Annotated in this window: 17 protein-coding genes and 1 pseudogene; 10 read left to right on the top strand and 8 right to left on the bottom strand. The window is 72.5% G+C overall.

The features are described 5' to 3' along the window. Positions 1 to 4 precede the first annotated feature (4 nt). Both FHS34_RS05220 and FHS34_RS05215 read left to right on the top strand, forming a co-directional pair. Positions 5 to 268, top strand: a complete 264-nt coding sequence (locus FHS34_RS05220; RefSeq protein WP_184961630.1) for a UBP-type zinc finger domain-containing protein — start codon at positions 5 to 7, stop codon at positions 266 to 268. Beyond that, positions 268 to 2,082, top strand: a complete 1,815-nt coding sequence (locus FHS34_RS05215; protein WP_184961628.1) for an FAD-dependent oxidoreductase — start codon at positions 268 to 270, stop codon at positions 2,080 to 2,082. The genes FHS34_RS05220 and FHS34_RS05215 overlap by 1 nt, the downstream gene beginning before the upstream one ends. 340 nt (positions 2,083 to 2,422) lie before the next feature. Here FHS34_RS05215 and FHS34_RS42215 read toward each other — a convergent pair. The 3 genes and pseudogenes from FHS34_RS42215 to aceA all read right to left on the bottom strand — a co-directional run. Then, positions 2,423 to 2,639: pseudogene (locus tag FHS34_RS42215) on the bottom strand (3-hydroxyacyl-CoA dehydrogenase NAD-binding domain-containing protein); the annotation flags it as partial. Next, complete coding sequence (gene aceB, locus FHS34_RS05210; protein ID WP_184961626.1) at positions 2,636 to 4,228, bottom strand: malate synthase A; 1,593 nt, start codon at positions 4,226 to 4,228, stop codon at positions 2,636 to 2,638. The gene aceB and the pseudogene FHS34_RS42215, both read right to left, overlap by 4 nt. A gap of 100 nt (positions 4,229 to 4,328) precedes the next feature. Then, on the bottom strand, positions 4,329 to 5,612 hold the full coding sequence (gene aceA, locus FHS34_RS05205; protein ID WP_184961624.1) for an isocitrate lyase: 1,284 nt from the start codon (positions 5,610 to 5,612) through the stop codon (positions 4,329 to 4,331). 375 nt (positions 5,613 to 5,987) lie between these two features. On the opposite strand from aceA, the gene FHS34_RS05200 reads away from it, so the two are divergent. Beyond that, entirely contained in the window at positions 5,988 to 7,394 is a 1,407-nt protein-coding gene (locus tag FHS34_RS05200) for a short-chain fatty acyl-CoA regulator family protein (protein ID WP_184961622.1), read from the top strand. 179 nt (positions 7,395 to 7,573) lie between these two features. Further along, complete coding sequence (locus FHS34_RS05195; RefSeq protein ID WP_184961620.1) at positions 7,574 to 8,440, top strand: oxygenase MpaB family protein; 867 nt, start codon at positions 7,574 to 7,576, stop codon at positions 8,438 to 8,440. Between the two features lie 34 nt (positions 8,441 to 8,474). Here FHS34_RS05195 and FHS34_RS05190 read toward each other — a convergent pair whose 3' ends face one another. Beyond that, on the bottom strand, positions 8,475 to 9,599 hold the full coding sequence (locus tag FHS34_RS05190; protein WP_184961618.1) for a hypothetical protein: 1,125 nt from the start codon (positions 9,597 to 9,599) through the stop codon (positions 8,475 to 8,477). A 158-nt stretch (positions 9,600 to 9,757) separates the two neighbouring features. On the opposite strand from FHS34_RS05190, the gene FHS34_RS05185 reads away from it, so the two are divergent. Continuing rightward, positions 9,758 to 11,320, top strand: a complete 1,563-nt coding sequence (locus FHS34_RS05185; RefSeq protein ID WP_184961616.1) for a phytoene desaturase family protein — start codon at positions 9,758 to 9,760, stop codon at positions 11,318 to 11,320. A 134-nt stretch (positions 11,321 to 11,454) separates the two neighbouring features. Here FHS34_RS05185 and FHS34_RS05180 read toward each other — a convergent pair whose 3' ends face one another. After that, positions 11,455 to 13,242 carry a serine hydrolase domain-containing protein gene (locus FHS34_RS05180; RefSeq protein ID WP_184961613.1) on the bottom strand — a complete coding sequence of 596 codons (1,788 nt, stop codon included), beginning with the start codon at positions 13,240 to 13,242 and terminating at the stop codon, positions 11,455 to 11,457. Between the two features lie 163 nt (positions 13,243 to 13,405). Here FHS34_RS05180 and FHS34_RS05175 point away from each other — a divergent pair, with 163 nt between their 5' ends. After that, on the top strand, positions 13,406 to 14,515 hold the full coding sequence (locus tag FHS34_RS05175) for an NAD(P)H-dependent flavin oxidoreductase (protein ID WP_184961611.1): 1,110 nt from the start codon (positions 13,406 to 13,408) through the stop codon (positions 14,513 to 14,515). Further along, positions 14,512 to 16,062 (top strand): acyl-CoA synthetase, encoded by a 1,551-nt coding sequence (locus FHS34_RS05170; protein WP_184961609.1) that lies wholly within the window; start codon positions 14,512 to 14,514, stop codon positions 16,060 to 16,062. Before FHS34_RS05175 ends, FHS34_RS05170 begins: the two co-directional genes overlap by 4 nt. A 9-nt stretch (positions 16,063 to 16,071) precedes the next feature. Here FHS34_RS05170 and FHS34_RS05165 read toward each other — a convergent pair whose 3' ends face one another. After that, on the bottom strand, positions 16,072 to 16,581 hold the full coding sequence (locus tag FHS34_RS05165; RefSeq protein WP_184961607.1) for a DUF2867 domain-containing protein: 510 nt from the start codon (positions 16,579 to 16,581) through the stop codon (positions 16,072 to 16,074). 195 nt (positions 16,582 to 16,776) lie between these two features. On the opposite strand from FHS34_RS05165, the gene FHS34_RS05160 reads away from it, so the two are divergent. Beyond that, positions 16,777 to 18,285: an acyl-CoA synthetase gene (locus FHS34_RS05160; RefSeq protein ID WP_184961605.1), complete on the top strand. Its 1,509-nt coding sequence runs from the start codon at positions 16,777 to 16,779 to the stop codon at positions 18,283 to 18,285. A 321-nt stretch (positions 18,286 to 18,606) separates the two neighbouring features. On the opposite strand, the gene paaK is transcribed toward FHS34_RS05160, so the two are convergent. Continuing rightward, on the bottom strand, positions 18,607 to 19,911 hold the full coding sequence (paaK, locus tag FHS34_RS05155) for a phenylacetate--CoA ligase PaaK (protein ID WP_184961603.1): 1,305 nt from the start codon (positions 19,909 to 19,911) through the stop codon (positions 18,607 to 18,609). A 175-nt stretch (positions 19,912 to 20,086) separates the two neighbouring features. Between paaK and FHS34_RS05150 the strand changes: the two genes are divergently transcribed. Next, on the top strand, positions 20,087 to 20,923 hold the full coding sequence (locus FHS34_RS05150) for an alpha/beta fold hydrolase (protein WP_184961601.1): 837 nt from the start codon (positions 20,087 to 20,089) through the stop codon (positions 20,921 to 20,923). 43 nt (positions 20,924 to 20,966) lie between these two features. On the opposite strand, the gene FHS34_RS05145 is transcribed toward FHS34_RS05150, so the two are convergent. Further along, complete coding sequence (locus tag FHS34_RS05145; protein WP_184961599.1) at positions 20,967 to 22,583, bottom strand: acyl-CoA synthetase; 1,617 nt, start codon at positions 22,581 to 22,583, stop codon at positions 20,967 to 20,969. 188 nt (positions 22,584 to 22,771) lie between these two features. Here FHS34_RS05145 and FHS34_RS05140 point away from each other — a divergent pair, with 188 nt between their 5' ends. Further along, positions 22,772 to 23,572, top strand: coding sequence for a crotonase/enoyl-CoA hydratase family protein (locus FHS34_RS05140; protein WP_184961597.1), 801 nt, complete (start codon positions 22,772 to 22,774; stop codon positions 23,570 to 23,572). Positions 23,573 to 23,634 lie beyond the last annotated feature (62 nt).

Raw genomic sequence — 23,634 nt, 5'->3', positions numbered from 1 at the left:
CCGGATGACCCTGCACGCAGACCCCCACCTCGCGCTCGTCCGGCCGGTCCAGCCGCTGACCCCAGAAGGGTGTCAGGAGTGTCTGATGCTCGGCGCCCCGTGGGTCCACCTGAGGCTCTGCCTGACCTGCGGGCACGTCGGCTGCTGCGACTCCTCGCCGAACAAGCACGCGCGCAAGCACGCGGCCGCCGTCGCCCATCCCATCGTGCAGTCGTTCCAGCCCGGCGAGGACTGGCGCTGGTGCTTCGTTCACGAGGCGTTCGTCTGATGTCCGGCGACCAGTCGCTGCCGGGCGAAGAACCGGTGCCGGAGAAGGCGGACGAGGCCGCCTTCTGGGAGACCCCGGACATCTACGGCGCGTATCCGCGTCTTACGGAGGACCAGATAGCCCGTCTGGCGGAGCACGGGGAACGCCGGCCCATGGCTCCGAACGACGTGCTGATCCGGGAGGGGGAGCGCTGCGAGACGTTCTTCGTCGTCCTCAGCGGTTCCGTCGCCGTCGTCGAGGACCACGGCACTCCGGAGGAGCACGTGCTGCGCGTGCACGGCCCCGGTCGCTTCATCGGCGAACTCGGCCTGCTGCACGGACAGGTGGCCTTCTACACCGCTGTCGCCAGAGAGCCGGGCGAGGTCCTCGTCGTCTCCTTGGACCGGTTGCGCCACCTGGTGTCCCGGGACTCCGCCATCGGGGACATCGTGCTGCGCGCCTGTCTGGGCCGTCGCGCGCTGCTCGTCGGACAGGGCGCCGGCTTCCGCATCATCGGCTCGCGCTACTCGCCCGACACCAGACGGCTGCGCGAGTTCGCCGTCCGCAACCGGCTGCCGCACCGGTGGATCGACCTGGAGACCGACGAGGAGGCCGAGAAGCTGCTGCGCCGCTTCGGCGTCGGCCCGGCGGATACCCCACTCGTCATCTGGCGGGACACCACCCTGTTGCGCAACCCCAGCAACGCGGAACTGGCCCGGCTCATCGGCCTGCCGTCACTACCCGCCGGAAACCATCACGGCGACGTCCTCATCGTAGGCTCCGGACCCGCCGGCCTCGCTGCCGCGGTGTACGCCGCCTCCGAGGGCCTGAGCACCACGGTGGTGGAGGCGATGGCCACCGGAGGCCAGGCCGGCACGTCGTCCCGCATCGAGAATCTGCTCGGCTTCCCCTCCGGCATCTCCGGCGCCGAACTCACCGAGCGCGCCGTGCTGCAGGCCGACAAGTTCGGCGCCGGGATCAGCCTTCCGCTGGAGGCGACCGGCCTCCATGCCAAGGACGAGGACCACTACGTCGTGGCGTTCGCCGACGGCAGCGAGATCGCCGCCCGCGCCGTCGTCCTGGCCATGGGTGCCCGCTACCGCCGGCTCCAGGTGCCCGGCATCGAACGCCTGGAGGGCACGAGCGTGCACTACTCGGCGACCGTCTACGAGGCCCAGCAGTGCCACACCGACCCGGTGGCCGTCGTCGGCGGAGGCAACTCGGCGGGCCAGGCGGTGCTGTTCCTCGCCGGGTACGCGCCGAAGGTGCACCTGCTGGTCCGAGGAGCCGGCCTTGAGGCCAACATGTCCCGCTACCTCGTCGACCAGGTCGAGCGCCATCCGCGGGTGGAGGTCATGCTGCACACCGAGGTCACCGAGGTCATCGGCCAGGAAGTGCTGGAAGAGCTCGACGTGGTCGACAGCCGCACGGGCGGGCACCGCCGGCTCGCGGTACGGAGCCTGTTCGTCTTCACCGGCGCCGAACCTCACACCGAGTGGCTCGCCGGCACCGTCGCCCTCGACTCCCGCGGCTTCGTCCTCACCGGGCCGGAGGCCCAGGAAGCCTGCGCCTACCCCGAGGTGTGGCACGGCCGGGGGCGCTCGTGCATGACCCTGGAGACCAGCCTGCCCGGGGTCTTCGCGGTGGGGGACGTCCGCAGCGGCTCGGTGAAGCGGGTGGCCTCCGCGGCCGGTGAGGGCGCGATGGCCATCCACTTCGTGCACCGGCACCTGGGGCACTCGGCCGTACCCGGCACCACGGGCACGTCGGCTGCCGCGGGCCACTCGGACGTCTCCCCACGCATACGTCACAAGGAGTCCGCATGGCTCGCATGACGAACAGCGCCCGTCCGGCGCCACGGCGGTGGCGCCCTGCTGGATCAACCCCCCGTGCGGGCGCGAGAGGCCGCCGGGCCGGGACGCCACATGCCCGGGGCCACGGGCCGGCCGCCCGGTGGTGCGGTTGCCGGTCGGCGGCCTGTGTGCTGCTCGATGGCGGCGCCGGTGGCTCCGCCGGCCAGGCCCAGGCCTCCTGACCGGTCAAGACCTGCGGCATCCGTTCCCGGCCGACACCGGCGACTACATGCACCGCTACGACGAGGCCGGTCGCCCCTCCGCACACCCAGCGGGGGCTCCGATCCGCCCAGCGGGCTTTCCACACGGCAACCCAGCTCGCCATCCGGGCGAGCGCGTCATCTGCCGCCGCCTGCTCCAGCCTGCCCCGCCGTACCGCCCGGTCGAGTGACGCGGTCACCCGGTCCCGTGCCGTGCGGGCGGCGACCGCGTCCACCTCCACACCACGGTGTCCAGCCCGGCCCGCGCGCACACCTCGGCGATGCCGGCGCCCATCTGCCGCCGCCGACCACGCCGAGGCGTGCGATGTCCGCGCTCACGCCTGCGCCTCCGGCCGGCGCACGAGGTGACGGCTGTAGGCGTCCGGCGTGAAGAACAGCGGCAACTCACCGGTCATGGACGTCCGTTCGAAGAGGTCGCGGATGTCCTCGACGGGTGCCCACGGGTACTCGGCGCCCAGCGCGGCGACCTCGTCGTCGAGGAGTTCCGTGACCGTCTCCCGGTCGATCACCCGGTGCCGCAGCCACTGCCAGATCTGCACGCGGGCGATCTCGGCGCCGGCCGCGTCCTCCATCAGCCCGTCGAGAGCGACCGCGCCCTGGCCGCGCAGCCAGGCGGCGTAGTAACGCAGCGCGACGGAGATGTTGGTGCGCACCCCGTCCGGGGTGGGCGGGCCGCTGATCCGGCGCACCGACAGCAGGTCGGCCGGGGCGACCTCGACGTCGCCGCGGGTCCGGTCGAGCTGATGGGGCCGCTCACCGAGGACGCCGTCGAAGACCTCGTGGCAGACGGGCACGAGTGCGGGGTGGGCGACGCAGGAGCCGTCGAAGCCGTCGTCGGCCTCCCGCTCCTTGTCCAGCCGGACCTTGGCGAACGCCGCTTCGTTCGCGGCGGGGTCCTTGCCGGGGACCTGGGCGGCCCTACCGCCGATGGCGTGGGCGCCGCGCCGGTGGCAGGTACGGACGAGGAGTTCGGTGTACGCCCGCATGAAGGGCGCGGTCATCGTCACCTTCGCCCGGTCGGGCAGCAGGAAGTCGGTGCGGTGGCCGAAGGTCTTGATCAGGCTGAACAGGTAGTCCCAGCGGCCCGCGTTGAGACCGGCGCTGTGCTCACGCAGCTCGTAGAGGATCTCCTCCATCTCGAAGGCGGCGGTGATGGTCTCGATGAGGACGGTGGCGCGGATCGTGCCCCGGGGGATGCCGAGCAGGTCCTGGGCGAGGACGAAGACATCGTTCCAGAGCCTGGCCTCGTACCGGTTCTCCAGCTTCGGGAGGCAGAAGTAGGGGCCGTACCCGGCGTCGATCTGCCGCTGGGCGCAGTGGAAGAAATACAGGCCGAAGTCCACCAGTGTGGCGGGCACGGGCCGGCCGCCGTACTCCAGGTGCTCCTCGTCGAGGTGCCAGCCACGGGGCCGGACCATGAGGGTGGCGAGCTGTTCGCCGAGCCGGTACTCCTTGCCCTCGGGCGTGGCGAAGTCGATCCGGCGCTCGATGGTGTCGAGCAGGTTGAGCTGCCCGACGACGATGTTGTCCCACAGGGGGGCGGTGGCGTCCTCGAAGTCCGCCATCCACACCTTGGCCCCGGAGTGCAGCGCGTTGACGGCCGTCCGCCGGTCCGGCGGACCGGTGATCTCCACGCGCCGGTCGGCCAGGCCGGGCGCGGGTGACGCCACCCGCCAGGACGGGTCGTCACGGATGGCGGAGGTGACCATGGGGAACTCGAGAGGCGAGCCCGACGCCAGTCGCAGTGCCTGTCGGCGGCGCTCCTTCATGAGGTCCTGCCGGCGCTTGCCGAACGCGGCCACCAGGTGGCCGACGAAGTCGAGTGCGGCGGGGGTGAGGATCTCGTCATGCCGGTGACCGGGCGCGGCGAGGACACGGAGGTCGTGGGTGAGTGCGGTGGTCGTCATCGGGCTCTCCTGAGGTAGGGGAGCGGAGGGGGACGGAGACGGTTCGTCCCCCTCCGCTCGGCCGGGGGCCGGCCGGACGGCGGGCGTCCGGCCCGGCGGCCTAGTGGAACTGCTCCTCTTCCGTGGACCCGGTCAGCGCGGTGGTGGAGGAGGCGGGGTTGACGGCGGTGGAGACCAGGTCGAAGTAGCCGGTGCCGACCTCCCGCTGGTGCTTCACGGCGGTGAAGCCGTCCGCCTGCGCCGCGAACTCCCGCTCCTGGAGGTCGACGTAGGCGGTCATGCCGTGCTCGGCGTAGCCGCGCGCCAGGTCGAACATGCCGTGGTTGAGGGAGTGGAAGCCGGCCAGGGTGATGAACTGGAAGCGGTAGCCCATCGCGCCCAGCTCGCGCTGGAACTTGGCGATCCGGTCGTCGTCCAGCGCCGCCTTCCAGTTGAAGGAGGGCGAGCAGTTGTAGGCCAGCATCTTGTCCGGGTACTGCGCGTGCAGGGCCTCCGCGAACTCGCGGGCCTGCGCCAGGTCTGGGGTTCCGGTCTCGACCCAGATCAGGTCGGCGTACGGGGCGTAGGCCAGGCCACGGGCGATCACCGGGGCCATTCCGTTGCGGACCCGGTAGAAGCCCTCGGCCGTGCGCTCGCCGGTGACGAACTCGGCGTCGCGCTCGTCGACGTCGCTGGTGAGCAGGTTCGCGGCGAGCGCGTCGGTGCGGGCGATGATCACCGTGGGCACGTCGGCGATGTCGGCGGCCAGGCGGGCCGCGTTCAAGGTGCGGATGTGCTGCGAGGTCGGCACCAGGACCTTGCCGCCGAGATGGCCGCACTTCTTCTCCGAGGCGAGCTGGTCCTCGTAGTGGATGCCGGCCGCGCCCGCCGCGATCAACGCCTTGGTCAGTTCGAAGGCGTTGAGCGGACCGCCGAAGCCGGCCTCGGCGTCGGCGACGATCGGCGCCAGCCAGTCGGTGGTGTCTCCGGCGTTCTCGGCGGTGGCGATCTGGTCGGCGCGCAGCAGCGCGTTGTTGATCCGACGCACCACCTGCGGAACGGAGTTGACGGGGTACAGGCTCTGGTCGGGGTAGGTGTGGCCGGCCTGGTTGGCGTCGGCGGCGACCTGCCAGCCGGACAGGTAGACGGCCTGGAGACCGGCCTTGACCTGCTGCACGGCCTGGCCGCCGGTGAGCGCGCCGAGCGCGTGGATGTAGTCCCGCTCGTGCAGCTGCCGCCACAGCCGCTCGGCGCCGCGCCGGGCCAGGGTGTGCTCCTCCCGGACACTGCCGGACAGCCGGACCACGTCCTCCGCGCCGTAGGTGCGCTCGATGCCCTGCCACCGGGGATCGGTCGACCAGCGCCGCGCGAGTTCCTCGGCCGCCTGCGTCCTCGCCTCTGCCATGACTGTCACCGTCTCCTCGATCTGTGGTGTCTGCCAAGCCCGCGCTGCTCGCGCCAGGGTTGGCACTGTGTGTCGTCTCGCTGGAGCGCGGCCCGCCGAGGCCCGATGGGCGAAAGTGAGCAATGCTGCCGGCGCAGGGCGCCGCCGTGGCCGGGATATCCGACGTCAGGGCCGTGAGTCGGGCCCGGATTCTGGCGGTGCCTGCCAGGTCCGGCGGGCCGCACGGAAACTCTGACACTGGCACTGAGTGCCAACAAGCGGGGATGTGTGCCAACTTCTGCGAATCTTCTCGCCGCGTTCTGCCAATCTTGCGAAGGGTTCCGCCGGACGCCGTTGGCCTACACTCGCGATCACCCGGACACGGAGGATCACACGGTGGGCAAGACCTACGCGGGAGCGCGTCTGCGGCGGCTGCGCGAAGAGCGCCGGATGAGCCAGGCGGAACTCGCCCGGGTGCTGGCCATCTCCCCGAGCTACCTCAACCAGATGGAGCACGACTCCCGTCCGCTGACCGTGCCCGTGCTGCTCCGGCTGACCGAGACCTTCGGCGTCGACCCCGGCTTCTTCTCCGAGCGCGACACCACCCGCCTCGTGGCCGACCTGCGCGAGGCGCTGACACGGGAGATCTCCACAGCCCGGATCTCCGCGTCCGACCTGGCCGAACTCGCCTCGCGCCTGCCCGGGATCGCCCAGGTGCTCCTCGACCTGGGCCGCCGCAACCAACTGCTCACCGAGGGTCTCACCGGCGCGGCCGACGGCCGCGAGACGGCACGGGACACGCCCCGCTCACCCCACGAGGAGATCCGCGACTTCTTCTACCGCCGCCAGAACTACCTCCACGCCACCGACCTCGCGGCCGAACGCCTGGCCGAGGAGATCGGGATCCGGCCCGGCGAGGTCGTACAGGCGCTGACCGATCGCCTGACCGGGACCCACGGCGTCCGCTTCTCGGCCGACCCGGGCGACCACCTGCACCGCTACGACGAGACGACCCGCACCCTGCGCCTGTCCGGCCGCCTGCGCCCCGGCCAGCGCGCCTTCCGCATGGCCACCCAGCTCGCCCTGCTCGAACACGGCGACGAACTCGACCGCCAGGCCGCCGAGGACTTCGAACCCGGCTCGCCCGCCCACGCGCTGGCCCGCATCGGTATCGCGAACTACTTCGCGGCGGCCCTGGTCCTGCCCTACCGGGCCTTCCACACGGCCGCCGAAGAAGTGCGGTACGACGTCGAACGGCTCACCGACCGCTACGGCCTCGGGTACGAGACCGTCTGCCACCGGCTGAGCACCCTGCAGCGCCCGCGGTTGCGGGGCGTGCCGTTCTCCTTCGTCCGCGTCGACCGGGCGGGCAACATGTCCAAGCGCCAGTCGGCGACCGGCTTCCACTTCTCCCGGGCCGGCGGCACCTGCCCGCTGTGGAACATCTACGAGGCGTTCGCCGCTCCCGGCCGCATCCACGTCCAGATCGCCGAAATGCCCGACGGACAGCGCTACCTGTGGACCGCGCGAGCCGTCACCCGGCACCGCGGCGGCTGGGGCGAACCCGGCAAGACCTTCGCCATCGGCCTCGGCTGCGAGATCCGCCACGCCCACCGGCTCGTCTACTCCGACGGCCTCGACCTCGCCAACGCCGCCGCGGCCACCCGGATCGGCATGGGCTGCCGGGTCTGCGAACGTCTGGACTGCCCGCAGCGCGCCGCGCCGCCGCTCGGCCACCCACTCCGGATCGACCAGAACACCAGCACCTTCGTCCCGTACCCCGTGACGGAGGACACGGCCTGACCGCGACCGCGGTGGCCGACGCGAGCGGTGCCGGCTTCCGGCTCACACCCGTACAAGATCGACGATTACCCTTCCGAGTGAATGAAGCGTGCGGGATCCGGGCAGGTACCGTGCCGGGGCGGCTGCCCCGCCGCGAGCGGCCGGAAGCGCAGGTCAGCGGCGATGTGAGGTGACAACCGATGACTGTGGGCACACCTTCGGGGACGGGCGACCCCGGGCTGTTCACGCCGGACTCCGTGACCTGGCAGATGCACGGCGACCCGATGATGTGGATCGCCGGCGTCCGCGCGCTCTACCTCCAGGCCCTCCACCCGCGCGCGGTCCGCGGCGTGCTGCAGAACTCCGACTTCCGTCGCGACGCCTGGGGCCGGCTGTTGCGTACCGCGGACTTCGTCGGGACCATCACCTACGGCACGGCGGAGACCGCGGAGCGCGCCGGCGCCCGCGTCCGGAAGATCCACAGCATGCTCCGGGCCACCGACCCGGACACCGGCGAGCGCTACGGCGTCGGCGAGCCCGCCCTGCTGCTGTGGGTGCACTGCGCGGAGATCGACTCCTATCTGCACGTCCTGCGCCGCTCCGGATACCCGCTCACCGACGCCCAGGCCGACCGGTACGCGGCCGAACACCTGGTCAGCGCCCGGCTGGTGGGGCTGGACCCTGCGACCGTACCGGCGAGCCGCGCGGAACTGGCCGCCTACTTCGAGAAGGTGCGGCCGGAACTGTCCGCGGGTCCCGAGGCCCGAACGGTGGACGACTTCCTGCTCCGCCCGCCCACGCACCCACTCCTCGTACCGGCGCGCGAGCTGCTGTGGCGGCGGGTGGCGGAGCTGGCGTACGCCTCGCTGCCGCCGTACGCCCACGAGCTGTACGGCAGGCCGGCCCCCGCCCCCGCCGTCGTCACCCGGAGACTGCGCGCCACGGGCGCCGTGCTGCGCGCGATACCAGCGCGAGTGCGCTGGGCACTGCCGCCGAAGCACATCCTGCGCGCGATGGCGAGGCTCGGCCCGCACGCGCGGCCGGCGCCGCCCGGACCGGCGCGGTAGGCCGCCGCACGCCGGGCCCGGAGTCCGCCCGGGCTCAGCGTCTGTGGTCCGCGCCGGAGCTGCCCGGGCTCTGCGGGCCCCGGACGGAGTCCAGGACGGCCTGTCCCTGACTGTCGACGGACCGGGTGAACAACTGCTGGGAGTAGCCCAGGATGACCGACCAGGCGATGATCTGGGCCGTGGAGTCGAGGGCGCTGAGCCCGGGCACGAAGCCGCCCCGCATCAGCAGCAGCCCCAGTACCGCCGTGAGCGCCCCCGTCGGGAGCTTCAGCAGCGCCAGCACGACCGGGACACCGTACGGCAGCGCCGTCCCCCTGATCCGTCTGAGCGCCGCGGCGGAGGCGATACCCGCGGACACGAGACCGACGATCTCGACGACCAGGTAGTCCGCCCCGCGGGAGGCCGAGGCGATGGCGTCCGTCCCGGGCGGCGACGTGAAGCCGGTGACGGTCCGGGTGGGACACACGACCGAGAACGTGTTGCGGTACTCGGGTGTGAAACACAGCGGAACCATGTCGTCCCAGTAGCAGCCGGCCCAGGCCACCGCGACGGCCGCGAGACCGAGACCGATGGTCACGAGCCGTACGATCCGCACGAAGCTGCGCACCCGGAGGGTCTCCTTGCGCAGCAGCCGCCGGGCGAGGCTGACCGTGTCGGCGAGGAAGGAGCGCTCGCTGGGTTCCAGGGTCCTGTTGTCCGGCTGGTTCAGCCGCTGGGCGATCTCCTTGATGCGGATCCGGCGGGGGTCGCGGGGGGCGAAATGCTCGTCGACCCGGGCCGCGAGGTCCGGCAGGAGGGCCTTGACGTCGTCGAGTGAGGCCGTCCACACCATGAGGTTCAGCGCAACGTCGAGATGCGAGCGGGCCACGCCCAGATGCGCGGCCCGGCGCATCATCGGATGCGTCCGGTGCGAGAGGACGTCGCGCGCGGCATCGAGCTCCAGGCGGGCCTTGGCCACATAGGAGGGGGCCAGATCGCTCCGGTCGGGGTCCGCCTGCGCCCGGGCGGAGACCGCGTCCAGCACGGCCTCCAGCTCCGTGATCCGCGCACGCAGCAGCTCCCGCTCCTCCCACGTCCCCAGCTCGCCCCGGGAAGACCAGTACGGCATCTTCCCGAGCAGGCCCCGCCCCTTGGCCGTCCACTCCGCCGTTCTGCCCATGTCCGACTCCTCGTTCGCGCCGCCGTCGTGCAAGGCCGGCGCCAGTGAGGTCGACCGCCGGGCCACGGAACTTGACGGGCCCTGGTCCGATTGGCGGGAGCAAGTCACCACAGAAACGTTTGGCTTCCCAGGCAGATCCGTACGTGTTACGAAGAACCATGTCTGCCACCGAGGGAACCCACGCGTACGACGCCGTCATCGTCGGCGGTGGCCACAACGGTCTGGTCGCCGCCGCCTATCTGGCCCGCGCCGGCCGCTCCGTCCTGGTGCTGGAGCGGCTGGACCACACCGGCGGCGCCGCCGTCTCCACCCGCCCGTTCGCCGGCGTCGACGCCCGCCTCTCGCGCTACTCGTACCTGGTCAGCCTGCTGCCCGAGAAGATCGTGCGCGACCTGGGACTCGACTTCCGCGTCCGCGGGCGCACCATCTCCTCCTACACCCCCGTGGAGCGGGCAGGCCGGCCCACCGGACTCCTGGTCGGCGGCGGCGAGGAGCGCACCCGGGCGGCGTTCGCCCGGCTGACCGGCGGCGACCGCGAGTACGCGGCCTGGCAGCGCTTCTACGACATGACGGGCCACGTCGCCCGGCGTGTCTTCCCGACGCTCACCGAACCGCTGCCCACCCGTGACGAGCTGCGCCGCCGCATCGACGACGAGACCGCCTGGCGGACCCTGTTCGAGGAACCCGTCGGCGTCGCCGTCGAGGAGAGGTTCACCGACGACCTGGTCCGGGGCGTCGTCCTCACCGACGCGCTCATCGGCACCTTCGCCGACGCCCACGACCCCTCGCTCGCGCAGAACCGCTGCTTCCTCTACCACGTCATCGGCGGCGGGACCGGCGCCTGGGACGTGCCCGTCGGCGGCATGGGCGCGCTGACCGACGCGCTGGCCGCGGCGGCCCGAGCGGCCGGCGCGGTCATCGCGACCGGGCACGAGGCGGTCCGGATCGACACCGACGCAGACACCGCCGAGGTCGCCTACCGCACCCGGGACGGCAAGGGCGTCGCCGCCGCCCGGTACGTCCTGGTGAACGCCTCCCCGCAGGAGCTGGCCGCCCTCACCGGCGACCCGGCGCCCGAGCCGGCCGAGGGGGCCCAGCTCAAGGTCAACATGCTGCTGAAGCGGCTGCCCCGGCTGCGCGACCCCGACGCCGACCCGCGTGAGGCGTTCGCCGGTACCTTCCACATCGCCGAGGGCTACCGGCAGCTGGCCACCGCGCACGCCCAGGCCGCCGCCGGAGAACTCCCCTCCGCCCCGCCCTCCGAGATCTACTGCCACTCCCTGACCGATCCCACCATCCTCGGCCCCGAGCTCGCCGCGCGCGGCTACCAGACGCTGACCCTCTTCGGCCTGCACACCCCGGCCCGGCTCTTCGACCGGGACAACGACGCCGTCCGCGAGGAGCTGCTGAAGTCGACCCTCGCGCAGCTCGACGCCCACCTCGCCGAACCCCTCGCGGACTGCCTGGCCACCGACGCCGACGGCCGCCCCTGCATCGAGGCCAGGACCCCGCTGGACCTCGAACGCGACCTGCGGCTGCCGGGCGGCAACATCTTCCACCGGGCCCTGTCCTGGCCGTACGCCGAGCCGGACACCGGCCGGTGGGGTGTGGAGACACGGCACGCCCGAGTCCTGCTGTGCGGGGCGGGCGCGGTGCGCGGGGGCGGGGTCAGCGGGGTGCCTGGGCACAACGCGGCGATGGCGGTGCTGGAGCAGGACTGACCGCCGTCTCCCGCCCCCGGCCGGCCGAGCGGCACCGGCGGCGCTCACGTCCTCCTCGGCCGGCCGCGCGGCGCCGGCGGCGCTGACGTCCTCCTCGGGCGGCCCGGCGGCGGCCCGCTCCCGCCCCGGCCGTCTCAGTCGGCCGAGGCCTGCCAGCCCACCGCCGTGATCCGGGCCGTGTCCGCCGGGCGGCCCCCGTCGAACAGCACCGTCCCGCCCGCCTCGACGCGCAGGGCGTCGACGTACGCGCCCCGGCCGACGTAGAGCGGGTCGGTGCCGTACCGCCAGCGCAGGACCAGCCGGGGGGCGGCCGGCACGGCGGCGGTCACCCGGTGCCAGACCCGGCACGACCAGCCGGTGACCGTACCCGCCGGGTGGTCCTCGGGGTCCTTGCCGTCACGGGTGGTGGTGAAGGGGACCGGAAGCCAGGTGGTGCCGCCGTCCGTCGAGGACTCCAGCGCCACCGTGTCCGACCGGGGCTCGGTGTCCCACCACAGGGCGCACCGAAGGCCCGCCGTGCCGGAGGAGGTGTCCAGCTCCGGGAGGGTCAGCGTGGCGGCCGTGGCGTTCACCATGCCCGCGAACCAGGCCCTGCGGCCCCGCGCCGGCCGGACCGGCACCGCGCGGGCGAGGCGGTTGCCCGCGGCGACCCGGGGAGCCGAGCCGGACCGCCAGGTGCGCACCGGGTGCACGGAGTTGCCGAGGACGACCAGGAAGGAGTCGGTCGTGGGATCGAGCACGAGCGAGGTGCCGGTGAAGCCGGTGTGGCCGGCCGTGCGCGGGGTGGCCATCGCCCCCATGTACCAGTGCTGGTACAGCTCGAGGCCGAGGCCGTGCTCGTCGCCCGGGAAGGCCGTGTTGAAGTCGGTGAACATCAGGTCCACCGACTCGGGCCGCAGGATCCGGGCCCGGCCGTAAGCGCCTCCGTCGAGCAGCGCCCGGCCGAGGACCGCCAGGTCCCAGGCGCAGGAGAACACCCCGGCATGGCCGGCGACGCCGCCCATGCCGTAGGCGTTCTCGTCGTGCACCTCGCCCCACACCAGCCCGCGGTCAAGACCCGACCAGGGGCGGCGCGCGTCCTCGGTCGCCGCGATCCGCGGCTTCCAGGAGGCGGGCGGGTTGTAGCGGGTGCTGTCCAGGCCGAGCGGGCCGGTGATCTCGTCGCGCAGCAGCGCGTCCAGCGTGCGGCCGGTGATCTTTTCCAGGACGAGCTGAAGCGTGATCAGGTTCAGGTCCGAGTACAGGTAGGCGGTGCCGGGCGGGTGCAGCGGCGCCTCGTTCCAGATCAGTTCCAGCCGCTGCTCGCGCGTCGGCGCGGCGTAGAGCGGGAGCCAGGCACGGAATCCGGAGGTGTGGGTGAGGAGCTGGCGGACCGTCACCTTCTGCTTGCCCGCGCGCCCGAACTCCGGCAGGTACGAGGCGACCGTACCGGTGAGGTCCAGCGTGCCCCGCTCGATCTGCTGCACCGCGAGAACGGAGGTGAACAGCTTGGAGACCGAGGCCAGGTCGAACACGGTGTCCCGGGTCGTCGGGAGCTGCTGTCCGGGCGGGAACTCGACACCGGTGTCGGTCTTCTCGTCGTACGCGGCGTAGCGCACCGCCATGCCGATCGGCTCGTGCAGTGCCACGGTGTGGCCGCGCCCGGCGAGCAGCACGGCTCCCGCGTACCAGGGGTGCCGGGGGGAGGGGGCGAGGAACGCCTCGGCGTCCGTGACGAGTTGCCGCAGCTGACCGGGGAGCAGCCCGGCGCGCTCGGCCGAGCCGTGGCGCAGGGTGGTGCGGCGGCCCGAGGCGGGCGCGGCTGTGGCCGGGCCCGCCGGGAGCGCGCCGAGGGCGAGTGCGCCGCCCGAGGCCAGGGAGCCCACCACGAGCCGGCGGCGGGTCAGCCCGCCCGCTCGTCCGCCTGCCAGGTCGTCCGTCATCGCGCGGCCTCCCGCCTGAAAGAATCTTTCGGGGCTTGCCCTGCCGGTGAAACTTTCCTGTCAGACGGGGGGTGTGTCAACGGGGCGCGTGGTGCCGTCAGAAATCTGACGGGGTATCAGAAAAGGTCTTCCGTCGTCCGGTCCGCTGCGGCATCCTGCGCCCATGCAGACGGAGCTGAGCAGGAAACTGGGAATCGAGCACGCCGTCTTCGGTTTCACGCCGTTCCCCGCCGTCGCCGCGGCCATCAGCCGGGCCGGCGGCTTCGGGGTGCTCGGCGCGGTCCGCTACACCGCCCCCGACGACCTCAAACGCGACCTCGACTGGCTCGACGCGCATGCCGGGGGCCGGCCCTACGGCCTGGATGTCGTCATGCCGGCGAAGAAGGTGGAAGGCGTCTCCGAGGCGGACGTCGAGGCGATGATCCCGGAGGCGCACCGGCGGTTCGTCGAGGAGACCCTCGCCCGGTACGGCGTGCCCGGACTCGCCGAGGGCGAGGCGTCGGGATGGCGCATCACCGGCTGGATGGAGCAGGTCGCCCGCACCCAGCTCGACGTCGCCTTCGAGTACCCGATCAGACTGCTGGCCAACGCCCTCGGCTCACCGCCCGCCGACGTGGTCCGCCGCGCCCACGACCGGGACGTCCTGGTCGCGGCGCTGGCCGGCAGCGCCCGGCACGCCCGCAAGCACCAGGAGGCGGGCATCGACCTCGTCGTGGCGCAGGGCTACGAGGCCGGCGGGCACACCGGGGAGATCGCCACCATGGTGCTCACCCCCGAGGTGGTGGAGGCCGTCGACCCGCTGCCCGTTCTGGCCGCCGGGGGCATCGGCAGCGGCCCGCAGGTGGCCGCCGCGCTCAGCCTCGGTGCCCAGGGTGTGTGGCTGGGCTCCATATGGCTGACCACCACAGAGGCCGACCTCCATTCGCCCGCGCTGACCCGCAAACTGCTCGCCGCCGAGTCCGGGGACACGGTCCGCTCCCGCGCCCTGACCGGGAAACCCGCCCGCCAGCTCCGTACCGAGTGGACCGACGCCTGGGACGATCCGGCCGGCCCCGGCACCCTGCCCATGCCGTTGCAGGGACTGCTGGTGGCCGAGGCGGTCTCCCGCATCCACAAGCACGAGGCCGAGCCGCTGCTCGGCACCCCCGTCGGCCAGATCGTCGGCCGGATGACCTGCGAACGCAGCGTCCAGGCCGTCCTCGACGACCTCACCCGAGGCTTCGAGCGGGCCGTGGACCGCATCAACCGCATCGCCGGAAGGAGCGGCCAGTGAGCACACCCCCCGCCGGTTTCTGGGCCCAGGCGGCCCAGGACCCGGAACGCATCGTCCTGATCGCGCCGGACGGCGAGGAGTGGACGGCCGGACGGCTGCACGCCGCGGCCAACCGCCTCGTCCACGGCCTGCGCGCGGCCGGCCTCGAACGCGGGGACGCCTTCGCGGTCGTCCTGCCCAACACGCCCGAGCTGGTCACCGCGTACCTGGCCGCCTGCCAGGCAGGTCTCTACCTCGTCCCCGTCAACCACCACTTCGTGGGCCCGGAGATCGCCTGGATCGTCGCCGACTCCGGCGCCAAGGTGCTCATCGCCCACGAGCGGTTCGCCGGCCCGGCCCGCCAGGCCGCCGACGAGGCCGGGCTCCCGGCGAGCCACCGGTACGCCGTCGGCACGGTCGAGGGCTTCCGGTCGTACCCCGAACTCCTCGACGGACAGCCCGCGTCGGCGCCAGGGAACCGCGAGCTCGGCTGGGTCATGAACTACACCTCGGGCACGACCGGCCGCCCGCGCGGCATCCGCCGGCCACTGCCCGGCAAGCGCCCCGAGGAGGCGTACCTCGGCGGCTTCCTCGGCATCTTCGGCATCACACCGCACGACGACAACGTGCACCTCGTCTGCTCGCCGCTCTATCACACCGCCGTGCTCCAGTTCGCCGGCGCCTCCCTGCACATCGGCCACCGCCTGGTGCTGATGGACAAGTGGACGCCCGAGGAGATGCTCCGCCTCATCGACGCCCACAGGTGCACGCACACCCATATGGTCCCGACCCAGTTCCACCGGCTGCTCGCGCTGCCGGAGGAGGTACGGCGGCGCTACGACGTCTCGTCCATGCGGCACGCCATCCACGGCGCCGCCCCCTGCCCCGACCATGTGAAACGGGCGATGATCGAGTGGTGGGGCCACTGTGTGGAGGAGTACTACGCCGCCAGCGAGGGCGGCGGGGCCTTCGCCACCGCAGAGGACTGGCTGAAGAAGCCCGGCACCGTCGGCAAGGCCTGGCCCATCAGCGAACTCGCGGTCTTCGACGAGGACGGCCACCGGCTGCCGCCCGGTGAACTGGGCACCGTCTACCTGAAGATGAACACCGGCGGCTTCGCGTATCACAAGGACGAGGCCAAGACGAGGAAGAACCGCATCGGCGACTTCTTCACCGTCGGCGACCTCGGCTACCTGGACGAGGAGGGCTACCTCTTCCTCCGCGACCGCAAGATCGACATGATCATCTCCGGCGGGGTCAACATCTATCCGGCCGAGATCGAGTCCGTCCTGCTCTCCTGTCCCGCCGTCGCCGACGCCGCCGTCTTCGGCATCCCGCACGACGAGTGGGGCGAGGAGGTCAAGGCCGTCGTCGAACCGGCCCCCGGTCACGACCCCGGACCGGAGCTGGCCGCCGCCGTCCTGGACCACTGCGCCGCGCGGCTCGCCGGCTACAAACGGCCCAGGACCGTCGACTTCATCGCCGAGATGCCCCGCGATCCCAACGGCAAGCTGTACAAGCGCCGGCTGCGGGAGCCGTACTGGCAGGGCCGCACACGCCCGGTGTGACGGCCCGCCTCACGGACGGACGGCCCGGCCGACCACGCGGGGCACGATCAGATGGTGGAAGGGCTCGATGGCCCGGAAGTACAGCCGCCCGGCCGGGCGGTGGAAGCGGACGACCGTCGTGCAGACACCCTCCAGCCCGGTGCCCGAGGGGACCGGACGGACGGCGAACGACGTGCGGAAGTCCAGGTGTTTGTCGTCGTCCCCGCACAGCACCTCCGCCCCCGTCACCGACAGCAGACGGAACGGGCCCATCCTGAGACCCGGCTCGACCCGGATGTCCGCCGCGGGCACGCGCTGCTGCGTCCGGAGGCCGAACGGCGCCATGACCCGGTCGCGCAGGGTCAGCAGCCGGTGCACCCACTCCGGGGTGCCGGTGAACACCAGCCTGGTGAACTCGACGGCATCGGTGCCCGCCGGGAGGTCCACGGCCACCGCGTCCGCGTGGTCGTGACCGCCCAGGTCGGCCACGGCCGCACCGAGCACCGGCGGCGCGTGCCTCCGTACGCGCGTGACGGTCATGTCCGCTGCCTCCCCCGCTGTCGTCCGTGGTGCATCGGCTCACTCCTACCACGCGCGGGCCGCTCGCCCGGAAGCGGGGAACCCGGCACGACCCGACGCGGCCCGTGAGACGGGCGGCCGGGACGCCGGCCGGTGTGCGTCCGGAGCTGCCGGGTGCTTGACCCGTCCCAGGGGACGGACCGAGGATCATGAGTCATGACGCAGGGACAGGGCAGCACGGTCGACGGGGTGCTGCGGCGCAGCGCCCGGCGCACCCCGGCGAGGGTCGCGGTCGAGTACGGCGACCGCGTGTGGACGTACGAGGAACTCGACGAGGCCGTCTCCCGCGCGGCGAGCGTCCTGCTCGGCGAGGGCCTCGCCGCCGGTGACCGGGTCGCCTCCTACGGCCACAACTCGGACGCGTATCTGATCGGCTTCCTGGCCTGTGCGCGCGCCGGCCTCGTGCACGTGCCGGTCAACCAGAATCTGACGGGCGACGACCTCGCCTACGTCCTCGACCAGTCCGGCAGCTCCCTGGTCCTCGCCGACCCCGGGCTCGCGGGCCGGCTTCCCGACGGCGCCCGCACCCTGCCCCTGCGCGACGCCGAGGACTCCCTCACGGCACGGCTGGCGTCGGCGCCGGTGTACGACGGCCCGGAGCCGCGCACCGAGGACCTGGTGCAGCTGCTCTACACCTCGGGGACCACCGCCCTGCCCAAGGGCGCCATGATGACGCACCGCTCCCTGGTCCACGAGTACCTGAGCGCGATCACGGCCCTCGACCTCAGCGCCGGTGACCGTCCCGCGCACTCCCTGCCGCTGTACCACTCCGCGCAGATGCACGTCTTCCTGCTGCCCTACCTGGCGGTCGGCGCCACCAATCTGATCCTCGACGGGCCGGACGGGGACCGGCTGTTCGACCTGATCGAGGCCGGGCGCGTGGACAGCCTGTTCGCCCCGCCGACGGTGTGGATCCAGCTGGCGGGCCGCCCGGACTTCGCCACCCGGGACCTGTCCGGCCTGCGCAAGGCCTACTACGGTGCGTCGATCATGCCGGTCCCGGTCCTGGAGCGGCTGCGTGAGCGGCTGCCGGGGCTCGGGTTCTACAACTGCTTCGGCCAGAGCGAGATCGGCCCGCTGGCCACCGTCCTGGCCCCCGACGAGCACCGGGGACGGATGGACTCCTGCGGCCGTCCCGTGCTGTTCGTCGACGCCCGGGTGGTCGACGAGGACGGCAAGGACGTCCCCGACGGCACGCCCGGTGAGATCGTCTACCGCTCACCGCAGTTGTGCGAGGGCTACTGGGACCGGCCCGAGGAGACCGCCGCGGCCTTCCGTGACGGCTGGTTCCGCTCGGGGGACCTGGCCGTGCGGGACGCGGAGGGCTACTTCACGATCGTGGACCGGGTGAAGGACGTCATCAACTCCGGGGGAGTGCTGGTGGCTTCGCGTCAGGTCGAGGACGCCCTGTACAGCCATGAGGCGGTCGCCGAGGCCGCCGTGATCGGCCTGCCCGACGAGCGCTGGATCGAGGCCGTCACGGCGGTCGTCGTCCCGCGCGGCGAGGTGCCGCGGGAGCGGCTGGAGGGCGAGCTGATCGCCCATGTGAAGGAGAGGCTCGCGCCGTTCAAGGCACCCAAGAGGGTGTTGTTCGTCACCGAGTTGCCGCGCAACGCCAGCGGCAAGATCCTCAAGCGCGAGCTCCGCGACCGCTTCAGCGGCTAGGGGGCTTCGTTTGGATCAGCCCGGGTCCGCGACGCCCGGCGCGGCACTCCCCCAGCCTTCGGCCGGGGGTACCCCCACGCCGCGTTGTCGGACCACCCGAGTACGCCCAGTACGCGGATGGTCCTCCGCCTTGCGATGCACCGCACCGGACGCCGCGGCCTGATCCGACCTGATCCGAACGAAACCCCCTAGGTGTGCCGACCGGACAGGTTGGTGACGCGGTGGCTCCGGATCGCTCGCCGGGGTGTCCGAGGCGGGCCGGGTGTCCGGCGCGCGGGGTGTCCGAAAGGACGCGCACCGGATGTCGGCGCGGCCGGCCGGCTATCCCGCGTTCCGCGGGCGCAGGTCCACGATGCGGCGGATCTTGCCCACCGACCGCTCCAGCGACTCCGGCTCCACGATCTCCACGTCGACCGACACCCCGATGCCGTCCTTGACCCCGGCGACGATGGCCCGGGCCGCCGCCTCCCGCACCTCGGGCGGCGCGTCCGGGCGGGCCTCGGCCCGGACGGTCAGGGCGTCGAGGCGCCCCTCCCGGGTGAGGCGCAGCTGGAAGTGCGGTGCCACCCCGGGCGTGCGCAGCACGATCTCCTCGATCTGGGTCGGGAAGAGGTTGACCCCGCGCAGGATCACCATGTCGTCGCTGCGCCCGGTGACCTTCTCCATCCGCCGGAACGCCCGGGCCGTGCCGGGCAGCAGCCGGGTGAGGTCCCGCGTCCGGTACCGGACGACCGGCATGGCCTCCTTGGTCAGCGAGGTGAACACCAGCTCGCCCCGCTCACCCTCCGGCAGCACCTCACCGGTGACCGGATCCACGATCTCCGGATAGAAGTGGTCCTCCCACACATGGAGACCGTCCTTGGTCTCCACGCACTCCTGGGCGACACCGGGACCGATCACCTCGGACAGCCCGTAGATGTCGACGGCGTCGATCGCGAACCGTTCCTCGATCTCCCGTCGCATCCGCTCGGTCCAGGGCTCGGCGCCGAAGACTCCCACCCGCAGCGAGGTGGTCCGCGGGTCCACACCCTGCCGTTCGAACTCGTCGAGCAGCGTGAGCATGTACGAGGGGGTGACCATGATCACGGACGGTTCCAGGTCCTGGATCAGCTGCACCTGCCGGGCCGTCATGCCGCCGGACGCCGGGACGACCGTACAGCCCAGCCGCTCGGCACCGTAGTGGGCACCCAGACCACCGGTGAACAGCCCATAGCCGTAGGCCACATGGACGATGTCGCCCGGCCTGCCGCCTGCGGCCCGGATCGACCGGGCGACCATGTCGGACCACATGGAGAGGTCGTTGTCCGTATAGCCGACCACCGTGGGACGGCCCGTGGTGCCGCTGGAGGCGTGCAGCCGGCGGATCCGCTCCCGGGGCACGGCGAACATGCCGTACGGGTAGTTCGCCCGGAGGTCGGCCTTGGTCGTGAAGGGGAAGCGGGCCAGGTCGGCGAGGGAACGGCAGTCCTCGGGGCGGACCCCGGCCTTGTCGAAGGACTCCCGGTAGAACGGCACGTGCGCGTACGCGTGCCGCAGCGACGCGCGCAGCCGCTCCAGCTGCAGCGCCCGCAGCTCGTCGGGCCCGAGCCGCTCGCCCGCGTCGAGCAGGTCCGTCGCATCCGCCATCGGGACGTCTCCCTTGTCATCCGCCCATTCCGGACGACCGATCATTCGGTCGAGGTCTTCGGGGCCAGTAATTCAGGCCACCCGGCCCCCCGGCAAGGGGTCCGCGGGATTTTCGTGGGAGGAGCCTCGGCGAAAGCAGTTGCGTCCGGGCGGCGCGGCCCAGGACGATCACCGCATGCCGACCTTCACCGCACCCGACGGGACACCGCTCGCCTACCGTCTGCGCGGTGCCGGCGAGCCCCTCGCCGTCCTGCCCGGTGGCCCCATGCGCGCCTCGGTGTACCTCGGGGATCTCGGCGGGCTGACCCGGCACCGCCGGCTGGCCCTGCTCGACCTGCGGGGCACCGGTGACTCGGCGACGCCCGCGGACCCGGCGACGTACCGCTGCGACCGCATGGTCGAGGATGTGGAGGCGTGGCGGGCCCACATGGGTCTGGAGCACATGGATCTGCTCGCCCACTCGGCGGGCGCCGCCCTGGCGACCCTCTACGCCGCCCGCCACCCGCACCGGATACGGCGGCTGGTGCTGATCACCCCGAACCCGTCCGCCCTGGGCCTGAGGTCCACGCCCGGGGAACGGCTGGCCGCGGCCCGCCTGCGCGCGGACGAGCCCTGGTTCGCGGAGGCGTTCCCCGCCTTCCGGGCCTGGCTGGCGGGCGAAGCGGACTTCGACGACGTGTTCCTGCCGTTCTTCTACGGCCGCTGGGACGACACCGCCCGGGCGCACACCGAGGCCGAGCTGGAGGAGACCAACGAGGAGGCGGGAGAGCGCTACTTCGCGGAAGGCGCCTTCACCCCGCAGGAGACCCGGGCCGCGCTCTCCGCACTGACCGCGCCGGTCCTCGTGTACGGGGGCGAGGTCGACGGCAATGTGCACTCGGCCCTCGTCCGCCGCACCGCCGAGGCCTTCCCGCGGGCCGAGGCCGCCGTCCAGCCGGGCGCCGCCCACTACCCCTGGCTGGACGACCCAGAGCGGTTCCTGAGCGGCATGCTCGCCTTCCTCGGCCGCTGACGCCCCACCGGTCCCGGCCCGCCGGCCGGGACGGGCACCGCCGCTACGGCTGCGCCGCGGCCCCCGCCACCTCCCGCGCCCACCGGTAGTCGGCCTTGCCGCTCGGCGACCGCTGGATGGTGTCCGTGATCACCAGCCGGCGCGGCACCTTGTAGCCGGCCAGGCGGGTACGGCAGTGGCTCTGGAGGTCGGCCAGGGAGAGCCGCGGCGCCCCCGCGCGCAGCTGCACCACGGCCGCCACATGGTTGCCCCACCGGGCGTCCGGCACACCGGCGACCAGTGCGTCGTACACGTCCGGATGCGCCTTCAGCGCCTGCTCGACCTCCTCCGGGTACACCTTCTCGCCCCCGGTGTTGATGCACTGCGAACCCCGGCCCAGGACGGTGACCACACCGTCCTCGTCGACCGTCGCCATGTCGCCCAGCAGCACCCAGCGCTGCCCGTCCCGCCGGAAGAAGGTCTCGGCGGTCTTCACCGGGTCGTTGTAGTAGCCGAGCGGTACGTGCCCGCACTGCGCGACCCGGCCGACCTCGCCCGCCGCGACCGGCTCGTGCGTGGCCGGGTCCACCACCCGGGTACGGGCGTTGACCCGGATGCGGAAGCCGCGCTCGGGCCCCGAGTCCCCCGTCGCGGTGCCGTTGAAGCCGGACTCGGAGGAGCCGAAGTTGTTCAGCAGCAGGGCGTTGGGCACCAGCTCGCGGAACTGCCGGCGTACCGTCTCCGACATGATCGCGCCCGACGAGGAGACGCTGAACAGGGCCGAGCAGTCGGTGCCCTTCAGCGGCCCGGCGAGCGCGTCGATCAGCGGCCGGAGCATCGCGTCACCGACCAGCGACATGCTGGTGACCTTCTCCCGCTCGACGGTCCGCAGCACCTCCTCCGGCACGAACTTGCGGTGCAGCACCACCCGTTGGCCGAAGTTGAAGCCGATGAACGCGGTCAGTGTCGACGTGCCGTGCATCAGCGGGGGAGTGGGGAAGAAGGTGATCCCGGAGCCGCCCGCGGCGACGCGCTCGGCCAGTTCCTCCGGTGCCTTCACCGGCTCCCCGGTCGGCGCCCCGCCGCCCAGGCCGGCGAAGAACAGGTCCTCCTGACGCCACATCACCCCCTTGGGCATGCCCGTCGTACCGCCGGTGTAGATGATGAACTGGTCGTCACCGGAGCGCGCGGGGAAGCCCCGCCCGGGCGATCCGGACGCCTCGGCCGCGGCGAACGGCACCGCCCCCGGCACCCGCTCCCCGCCCTCGCCCACCCGCAGCAGATGCCGCAGCCCGGCCGCCCGGGACAGCGCCCCCGCCACCCGGCCCTCGAACTCCGCGTCGAAGACCAGCGCGGCCAGATCGGCGTCCCGGTAGAGGTACACCAACTCGTCCTCGACGTAGCGGTAGTTGACGTTCACCGGGACGATCCTGGCCTTCAGGCAGGCCAGCACCGTCTGCAGGTACTCGACCCCGTTGTACAGGTGGAGCCCGAGGTGTTCGCCGGGCCGTATGCCGCTGTCGACCAGATGGTGCGCGACGCGGTTGGCGGCGGCGTCCAGCCCGGCGTACGTCAGCCTGCGCTCCGCGCCCGTACCGGGGTGGTCGAGGTACACGAGCGCCTCGCGGTCCGGAACCACGTCGACGACCGATTCGAACAGGTCGGCAAGGTTGTACTCCACCGCTTCCTCCTGACCCCGGCGGTCCTGGTGAGGCCGGGCGCGTCCGTCGGCTCGCCGGTCATCAGAGCAAAGCGGGCGGCAAGTGGGAAGGGCTCGCGCCAAGAAATCTGACTGAGTGTCAGAAAACCCTTGAAGTGCCCACGCGCCTCCTGCAACCTGTTCTCGTTCTGACCGAGGGGAGATGGCCCATGGGTGGGACGGAACACCTCACCGTGCAGCGAGAAGGCGCCACACTGGTGCTCACACTCAACCGGCCCGATGCCAGGAACGCGCTTTCGCTTCCGATGCTCGTCGGCCTGTACGACGGCTGGACCGAGGCCGACGAGGACGACACGATCCGCTCGGTCGTGCTCACCGGGGCCGGCGGCGCGTTCTGCGCGGGCATGGACCTCAAGGCGCTGGCCGGGGACGGCATGCGGGGGCAGGGGTACCGCGACCGGCTGAAGGCCGACCCCGATCTGCACTGGAAGGCGATGCTGCGCCACCACCGCCCGCGCAAACCGGTGATCGCCGCGGTCGAGGGCCACTGCGTGGCCGGCGGCACCGAGATCCTCCAGGGCACCGACATCCGGGTCGCCGGCGAGTCCGCGACCTTCGGCCTGTTCGAGGTGAAGCGCGGCCTGTTCCCGATCGGCGGCTCCACCGTCCGCCTCCAGCGCCAGATCCCGCGCACGCACGCCCTGGAGATGCTCCTCACCGGGCGCCCCTACAGTGCCCGGGAAGCCGCCGGAATCGGCCTGATCGGGCACGTCGTCCCCGACGGCGGCGCCCTCGGCAAGGCCCTGGAGATCGCCGGACGGATCAACGCCTGCGGCCCGCTCGCCGTGGAGGCCGTCAAGGCGTCCGTGTACGAGACCGCCGAGATGACGGAGACCGACGGGCTCGCCGCCGAACTGGCCCGGGGATGGCCGGTCTTCGACACCGCCGACGCCAAGGAGGGCGCCCGGGCCTTCGCGGAGAAGCGGCCCCCCGTCTACAAGCGCGCGTGACGCTCCGCCGGCGGCGCGGTTCGGGGGCCGCGGGCCGTGCGGGGCCGGTCGCGCGGTTCCCC

The organism is Streptomyces echinatus, from assembly GCF_014203595.1.
In the GTDB taxonomy this organism is placed as follows: domain Bacteria; phylum Actinomycetota; class Actinomycetes; order Streptomycetales; family Streptomycetaceae; genus Streptomyces; species Streptomyces echinatus.
This window is presented reverse-complemented; position numbering and strand designations above follow the sequence as displayed.